Annotated in this window: 5 protein-coding genes and 1 pseudogene; 4 read left to right on the top strand and 2 right to left on the bottom strand. The window is 60.3% G+C overall.

The annotated features are described in order from the left end of the window. A pseudogene (locus IVB27_RS09335) lies at positions 1-155 on the top strand (IS5/IS1182 family transposase); the annotation flags it as partial. A gap of 192 nt (positions 156-347) precedes the next feature. On the opposite strand, the gene IVB27_RS09330 reads toward IVB27_RS09335, so the two are convergent. Beyond that, the gene (locus tag IVB27_RS09330) at positions 348-719 is read right to left on the bottom strand and encodes a hypothetical protein (protein WP_247443078.1); all 372 of its coding nucleotides are present in this window, start codon (positions 717-719) and stop codon (positions 348-350) included. 1,113 nt (positions 720-1,832) lie between these two features. On the opposite strand from IVB27_RS09330, the gene IVB27_RS09325 reads away from it, so the two are divergent. From IVB27_RS09325 to IVB27_RS09315, 3 genes are all read left to right on the top strand, one after another. Next, complete coding sequence (locus tag IVB27_RS09325) at positions 1,833-2,288, top strand: DUF4279 domain-containing protein (protein WP_247443076.1); 456 nt, start codon at positions 1,833-1,835, stop codon at positions 2,286-2,288. 446 nt (positions 2,289-2,734) lie between these two features. Beyond that, complete coding sequence (locus IVB27_RS09320) at positions 2,735-2,944, top strand: hypothetical protein (RefSeq protein ID WP_247443068.1); 210 nt, start codon at positions 2,735-2,737, stop codon at positions 2,942-2,944. Between the two features lie 131 nt (positions 2,945-3,075). Next, entirely contained in the window at positions 3,076-3,357 is a 282-nt protein-coding gene (locus tag IVB27_RS09315; RefSeq protein ID WP_247443067.1) for a hypothetical protein, read from the top strand. A 421-nt stretch (positions 3,358-3,778) separates the two neighbouring features. Here the strand turns inward: IVB27_RS09315 and IVB27_RS09310 are convergent, their stop codons facing one another. Next, positions 3,779-6,844, bottom strand: coding sequence for an outer membrane protein (locus IVB27_RS09310; RefSeq protein WP_247443066.1), 3,066 nt, complete (start codon positions 6,842-6,844; stop codon positions 3,779-3,781). Between the last annotated feature and the right edge of the window lie 76 nt (positions 6,845-6,920).

The raw sequence follows: 6,920 nt of genomic DNA, 5'->3' as shown, positions 1-6,920 counted from the left end.
ACTTGAAGCGCATCCTGAAGCTTGGTCGGCTCCGATTGCGCGGCCCGCAAGGTGCCCAGGATGAGTTTGTTCTAGCCGCCATCGCCCAGAATCTGAGGCAATTTGCATCGCTCGTCGCACGACCGCCACCGGCTCAGGCTCTGCGCATCGCGTAGCGTAGCGTCGAAGTTGCTTAAAATGCGTCAGGGCCAGCGCTTCAGAGCGCGGCTCAACGAAAGGCCTAGCGGCCAAATCCATTGCAGCCGACTTTTGCAACAAAATCGGCCAAATCCGGACATCAACAGTGCGATGCCAAAGACATAGCAGCTTGTCGATCGTCATAGTGCAGTGCGTTTTTGCCGTGTATCTTAGCCAGTGATCTGACGCACGGGGCCGTGCTGCTCATGCGTCGAACCATTCAGCCAAAGCCCGTAGCCGACAGCTGTATGAAATACAGCGTATGTGAGCGCATTTTCGATGATGACGGAAGCGGGGCCGCCGTGGGTGATAAAAGCCTTCTCGGCAAACCAAATAGCATAATACGCAAAATATGCGCCAGCGAACCCGCGCCAAAAAGTCCCGGGAAGGAAATCAATTTTGAACGCCATTAGCACAAGACCGCAGGCCGAAAGCACCTCAATTGCAAGGTCGACAATCTGCGTCGCGCCGAAAGTCCCTGCATCGGCGATGCCATAACACGCGAGCACGACAGCGAATAATGCAAAAAGCTTCCAACCCACGCAAACCTCCGTAATCGTAGCCGCCACCTTAGGTAGAGGTTATTGGTAAAGCTCTCGCTGCCAAGCTTGGTTTAGCTAAGGTTATGACGATAGCCCAAAGCTTAGGGAACGGAACTCGATCCCTGCACGTCAGGCCGGCGTGTCGCTCAAGTCGGCGATGGGTCAATCGCGTCGGTGCAGACGTCTACCTGTCACTTCCGGTCTACCCCGAACAGCGGACATAGTGAACCGGCGCAGTTGGTCCGGAACGGGCCACAAGCTGACTTAGGTTCGGGATGCCCCGTCACGGACTAGTCTCGCTCTGTCTTTGGATCAGGGACATATCCGAGACGCGGGTAGTGATCGGCAACCCATGCTGTCTGAGAACGCTCCACCCGGCCCATAGTCCAACAAGGCCGAAAAGACTGGCCGCAGGAAGAACCCAGGTCATTTGTCTGGCGCCTAGTGTAGCGGCCATCGTCGCGCAAAATACAGCGACCAACACGGCAGGAAGGATATATGGCCAGTTTCCTATAACTCCGTCCAACCCTCTTGGGCTGATGAGCAATACTGCAATCACCCCGCAGCAACTCATGCCTAAAAGGAGGACATTCCCGCCCACGTCGAGCACTAGGCTTACCGCGTGCTGTGGCATTGATCGGCCTCCCAGCACGTGTTCGTAAAGACGAACGCCCGAGGCATAAGTCATAAGAAGACAGAACAACCCGAATACGAAGCCGATTGTCTTGAAGAGAGACCTTGCTGCTTGTACTTCCATGCCTGGCACCCCTTTCACCTCCGCTCAACGCTCCTCAACGTTCGACCAAAGCCCCACTTTGGGTAGAGTGCATCGGTGAATTCCCCGCTCAAGTTTTTGGTTAAGATCCGGTTACTGCAATCGCCTGAAGGCGTCGGAGTACGATGGTCTCCAATACCGCCCAAAGAACACACCACGCCGTCTCACTTCTGCAATGGGTCACAGACCGACGAACTGGCGCCCGGCTGCAAACTACGCGTCTACCCTCTGAGCCGACATGTCGCGGCGCCACGCGAACGGAAGCGACGGGCCACAACCGGAAATTGACATTCGTGGCTGCGCTCGACTAAGCAACCGCTCAGTATATGGAGCGCCCAATGGCCGAACAATCCAGCGCGGGTGAGTACAGGTTCTTTCTCGACCTGTTCATCGTGCATCCAACCTTGGTGCCGGACGAAATCACCAAAATCCTAGGAATGGAGCCCGACATCACTCATTGTCTCGGCGCTCCCCGAAGAACCCCGAAGGGCACGCCTCTATCCGGAACGTATGCTAACACGCGATGGCGGCGCAGCACGGAACACGTCGTCGAAGATCCAGGCTTTGCGTCTGAATTGTCACGTCTGATCGACGCACTGGGGCCTCACAAGGCGTTCTTTTCGGAGGTCAAAGCCAACGGTGGAACTGCAAGCATCATTATTAAATTCATGGACGGCTTTCTCGCCGACGAATTGTCCAGCGTAATGCTTGCTCGACTTGTGGAGCTCGATTTATCACTCGGGATCGAGTGCTACGCGGGTCTTCCACAGTCGCGGACGGCTCCTCCTCGATGACTGCTTAGGGTCACAAGCTGCCGAACCGGCGTTCGGCTGCAAACTTCCGGTCTGCTCCTGTGAGCCGACTCCAGCGACACCGCGCGAACGGAAGTGATGGGCCAGTAGCGGCCATCCTCAATGGAAAGATTTGTCCAGTTTTAGATGACCAACACATGTCGACGATGCGGGTTCGCGGGCAATTGCGGGCAAGAGCAGATGATTTACAAACCGGGTGCTTCCGCCGGGAATGCTCGCGAGAGACGCCACAGCCAAGACAAGATCAAGTTCTGGGACATAAGCGGGCGTGCCGGAGCGTTATCCCACAATCAGCTGCCCGCCTTCGGCACGTCTCGAACGGTCCACAGACTGTTTCTGAGTTATTACCCGCTTCAGGAAACTTCGAGAACCTTCCGGTTATCGAAATTTTACGGCCCCGGACTACCTTCGTGGCGAAGGAGCCTGTCATGAAGCCATCAGAAATCTACAAGGAGAACGCCGACAACTGCGCCATGCTCGCAGAAGGAGAGCCCTCCAAGGACAGCCCAGCTTACAAGCGGTACCGGCGCATGGAACAGGCCTGGCGGTCTTTGGCCGAAGAGCAGGAATGGCTGGATGGGGAAGTACCGCCGGTTCGGACGAATCGCGCCGACATATCGAAAAAGCCGTCTGGTTAGGACGGCAATGGCTGTGGGACACGAAGCCCCACCGGGCGGTCCCTTGGCAATGACTTTCGCGGACGCTGATGAGGCAAGCCGAAGCACAATCGCCGAAGTTGGTGTCCGATGCTGATGGAAAGTGAGTGTCAATGACTGTTTTCTCGGGTTCGGTATTCGCGATGGAAGTTGAGGGCAAAGCTATCTTCGCGTTTGAGGCAAAGAATTTCCGGGAAGCCTTCGAGTTGTGCAAAGAGGACTGGGTTCGTGATGACTTGACCGCGATTACATCGAACGGCCTTCCGCTTTGCTCCTCGACGGCCAAGTTGACAGTTCGCAGGGCTGATGAAGCCGAGATTGTCATCTATCGAAACGCAGCTCTCCAAGCTCAGACCGAAGACTTGGTCCTAGCATATCTTGTGGATTTAGATTGAGCGTAGCGCAAGAATAATTGCCAAGCGGGGTTTCTGAGCGCCGCTGGCGTATCGGTGCAGCGACGTACGATAGACGCCAACGTTTCGAGCGCCTCCGGCCGTGGCATCGGACTCGCGCCGCTCTGGCAGGTGCGCAGGCTCATCGATCAGGGGATCGTCGAGCAAATCCTCGTCCGCCACGAGCCGCCCCCATCCCACTCCAGATTGTCTGGCCCAAGCGGGGCGCTGGCGCGATGCCTCGGCGGGTCCGCACCGCGATCGAATTCGTCGTGGCGCGGCCTTCCGCCCTGCGGATGTGACTTGCTGTCTTCGCCACGACGGCCACATCGGCGCCCTCGGGTCAGGCACGCAACAGCAGGCTGGCGCGCCGGTCAAGGCCTGGGTGAAGACTGGGCAGCGTGCCCCACGCCGTGACAAGGCGCTAGGGCGCGGTTCGCCCTGCGAACGAAGTCCAATCGAACTTGTAGTTCACGCCGAGCGTCATCACGTGATAGCGCTGCTTGATTGTCTCCGACTGCACCGCTGCCAGCGGCGCCGGCGCGTTGGCGAAGGTGACTGTGGTGGTGCCGAGGTCGACATATTTGTAATCGCCCACGACCGACCAATGCGCGTCGAGCGCGTGCTCGATGCCCGCGCCGGCGGTCCAGCCCCAGGCCGTCGTATCGCTGTTGAGGATCCCGCCCGTGAAGCCGAGCCCCAGCTTGTTGAACACCGGATCGGCGTTGAGCATGAAGTTGGTGTGACCCAGCGCCGCGCCGGCCTTGACGTAATAGAGCGTGCTGTCGGCCGCGTAACCGACGCGGCCCGTGAAGGTTGCGATCCGGTCCAACCTCGAGCCGCAATCCATCGCTGCGGCCGCGGGATCGGGGAAGCCCGCGAAACAGGTGAAGGTGCCCTCGATCTGCGACCATGAGCCGGCGGCTTCGAGCCCGAAGACCGCGTGCCCGCGCTGGTAGTTTATGCCGACCTGTGCGCCCGCGACCGCGCCGCCCGCGCGCACCCGATCGCCAAAACCGATCCACGGGTACGGATCGGCCCAGTCACTGTATCCGCTGCCGCCACCGAGATGTCCGCCGAAATAGATTCCGGTCCAGTCCCGCGGAGCTGCCGGCGCCTTGTCGTACGGCGCGGCCGACGTTGCGGCGCGAGGGTCCCCGCCAAACCGGTATGAGGTTTGCACAAAGCCGCCCCAACGCTCGGTATAGAACTTTTCGGGCTGGATGCCTGGGACACCAGCAGTCTGGGTGTAGGCGCTGCTGGTCGCGAGATACATGTAACGGCCGCCCACACCGACGCTCAAGCGATCGGTCATCGCGTAGGAGACGATCGCCTCAATTTGCGTGCCCCAGCCGTGGCCTTGTTCAGGGCCCGGGTTGATATCGGGCCTGAGCCAATGATTGTCCTCCCCCTGGAAGTTGACGTACGGAAGATAGGCGGCATCGATTTCGAGCTTCCAGCGGTCGCTGAGCGGGACGCGCGTATTCAAGCCGACCGCGACGCCGCGCCAAATTTCAGTTTCGCTGAGGCCGGCCAGCGACGTTTCCGGCGCAATCGCCGGCACGCAGGCGGGGTACGACGCGATCTGGACGCAGTCGTGCGTCGGGCCACTTTCGTAGAATGAGCGATAGCCCACATAGGGACCGAGCTCTCCGCCCGGCCCCTTGATGAGATTATATCCCACATCGAGCCCTCCATAGCGGAGGTGGCCGTCGCGCTGTTGCTGAACCGTGTTCGAGTACGGCGTCAGGCTGGGCGGAAAATCCTCGTCGTACATCTGTCCGCCGACGAAGTTGCCGAGCCCGAAATTGCCTTTCACGAACATGCCGTTGCGATGATCGAGTCGCGCGAAGATCTCGGCGGCGTAGTTGGTCATGCCCGTATAAGTGAGGCGCGATTGGATATAGTCCAGGCTTGGGGTATCGCCGAAGTCCTGGGCCTTGCGGCCACTGCTCACGACGGCGCGCGCCCCCGCCTCGATGACCCAGTCGGACCAAATCTGCGGTGCCTTGACGTACGATTTCGACGGCGCGATCGACGCGTAGGCACCGGCTACCGGATCAGTGCCGAGCTTGTAGTTCACGCCCATTTTCACCGTGTGCAGGTCCTGCATCAGCTGGACGTTCGAGGCGTTCCCGAACTGGTCCGTGAAGGTGAACGTCTTGCTGCCGAAATACGTATAGCCGTATTCGACCTTGGCGGACCAAGCGGGCGAGAAGCCGTATTCGAGCCCAGTGCCGACCGTGTAGCCCCAGCGGGTATCATCAGCCTTGAAACGATTGTCCGGAGGGAAGAACTCGGGGAGGTCAATCAACGAAGTGACAGCCTCGTGCGCCTCGTGGGCCCAGGCGGCGCCCGCTTTGCCGTAGATGAGCAAATTGCCGTAGGTCGTGCCGAGGCGGCCGGTCACCGAGCCCAGCGCGTCGATGCGGGTATGGCAATTGAAGGACAGGAGCCCCGTGCCCACTGCGCATTTGGCGTTGCTGTCGAAATCCGCCCAGCTGGCTTCACCCTCGATGCCGGTCACCCAGCGGCCGAACTGCCAGTTGTAGCCGGCCTGGCCGCCAAAGATCATGCCGCCTGTCACGCCGGTGCCGGCGAACATGAGGTCGCCAAACGCGTTGAACAAGCCGTCAGCCCGCTCCCAATCGGTACGTCCCCAGCCGCCGCCGCCATGGGCGCCGACATAGAAGCCGGTCCAGTTGCGGTTGCCGGTCGGCGCGGCCGCGAACACCGGGCCGGCCCCGACGGCGAACGACGGGATGCCCTCGCCGAGATGGTAGTTCACCCCAAGCTTGATGAGCTGCGCGTCGCTTCCCACCGCGACGTTCGACTGATTGCCGAACTGGTCCGTCAGGGTCGTGGTCTTGTCGCCGAAGTGGAGATAGTCGTACTCGATCTTCGCGGACAGCCCGGGGGCGAAGGCGTATTCGAGCCCAAGGCCGGCGGTCCAGCCAAGGCGCGTCGCGCTGCCGTAAAACTGATTGACGTTTCCGAAGGTCGGGTACGGCGTCGTCGCAAGCTCCTCGCGCGCCCAGCCAAAACCGCCCTTGCCGTAAAGCAAGAACTGGTCGACCGTGAAGCCAAGCCGCGCGGTTGCGGTGCCAAGCGCATTGGTGCGGGTGCGACAGATCCAGACGCTATTCCCGCATTCGGCGATACCTTGCAGGTCCGCGACGCTCGCATCCGCCTCGACGCCGAGCACCCAGCGGCCGATTTGCTTGTTATAGCCGATCTGCGCGCCACCGATGGTGCCGTCGCTCGAGGCTTCGCCGAAGAACGGAGTGAAAGGCGCGAGCGCGCCGCTGCCGCTGCGCCAGGCATCGTAGCCCCAACCGCTGCCGAGGTGTGTGCCCACATACAAGCCGGTCCAGGACGCAACCGGCGGCGGCACACCGACCGACAGATCGGCGGATCGCGCGGCGGAAATGCCTGATACAAACACGACCAATGCGACGGTCGCGTAAAAACTTCGACGTCTCACAATCACAGCCCCGATTTCCAGCCACAAATATAGGACACGACAACCGCGATGCGCACAATCTGGCTCGGAACGTTTTCCGCAC

The organism is Bradyrhizobium sp. 197 (genome assembly GCF_023073375.1).
GTDB lineage: Bacteria > Pseudomonadota > Alphaproteobacteria > Rhizobiales > Xanthobacteraceae > Bradyrhizobium.
This window is presented reverse-complemented; position numbering and strand designations above follow the sequence as displayed.

What these genes read in the sequence shown, in the direction of transcription:
- IVB27_RS09325 (WP_247443076.1), top strand. Translation starts at nt 1,833, where the DNA reads ATGGCCGAACAATCCAGCGCGGGTGAGTACAGGTTCTTTCTCGACCTG.
- IVB27_RS09320 (WP_247443068.1), top strand. Translation starts at nt 2,735, where the DNA reads ATGAAGCCATCAGAAATCTACAAGGAGAACGCCGACAACTGCGCCATG.
- IVB27_RS09315 (WP_247443067.1), top strand. Translation starts at nt 3,076, where the DNA reads ATGACTGTTTTCTCGGGTTCGGTATTCGCGATGGAAGTTGAGGGCAAA.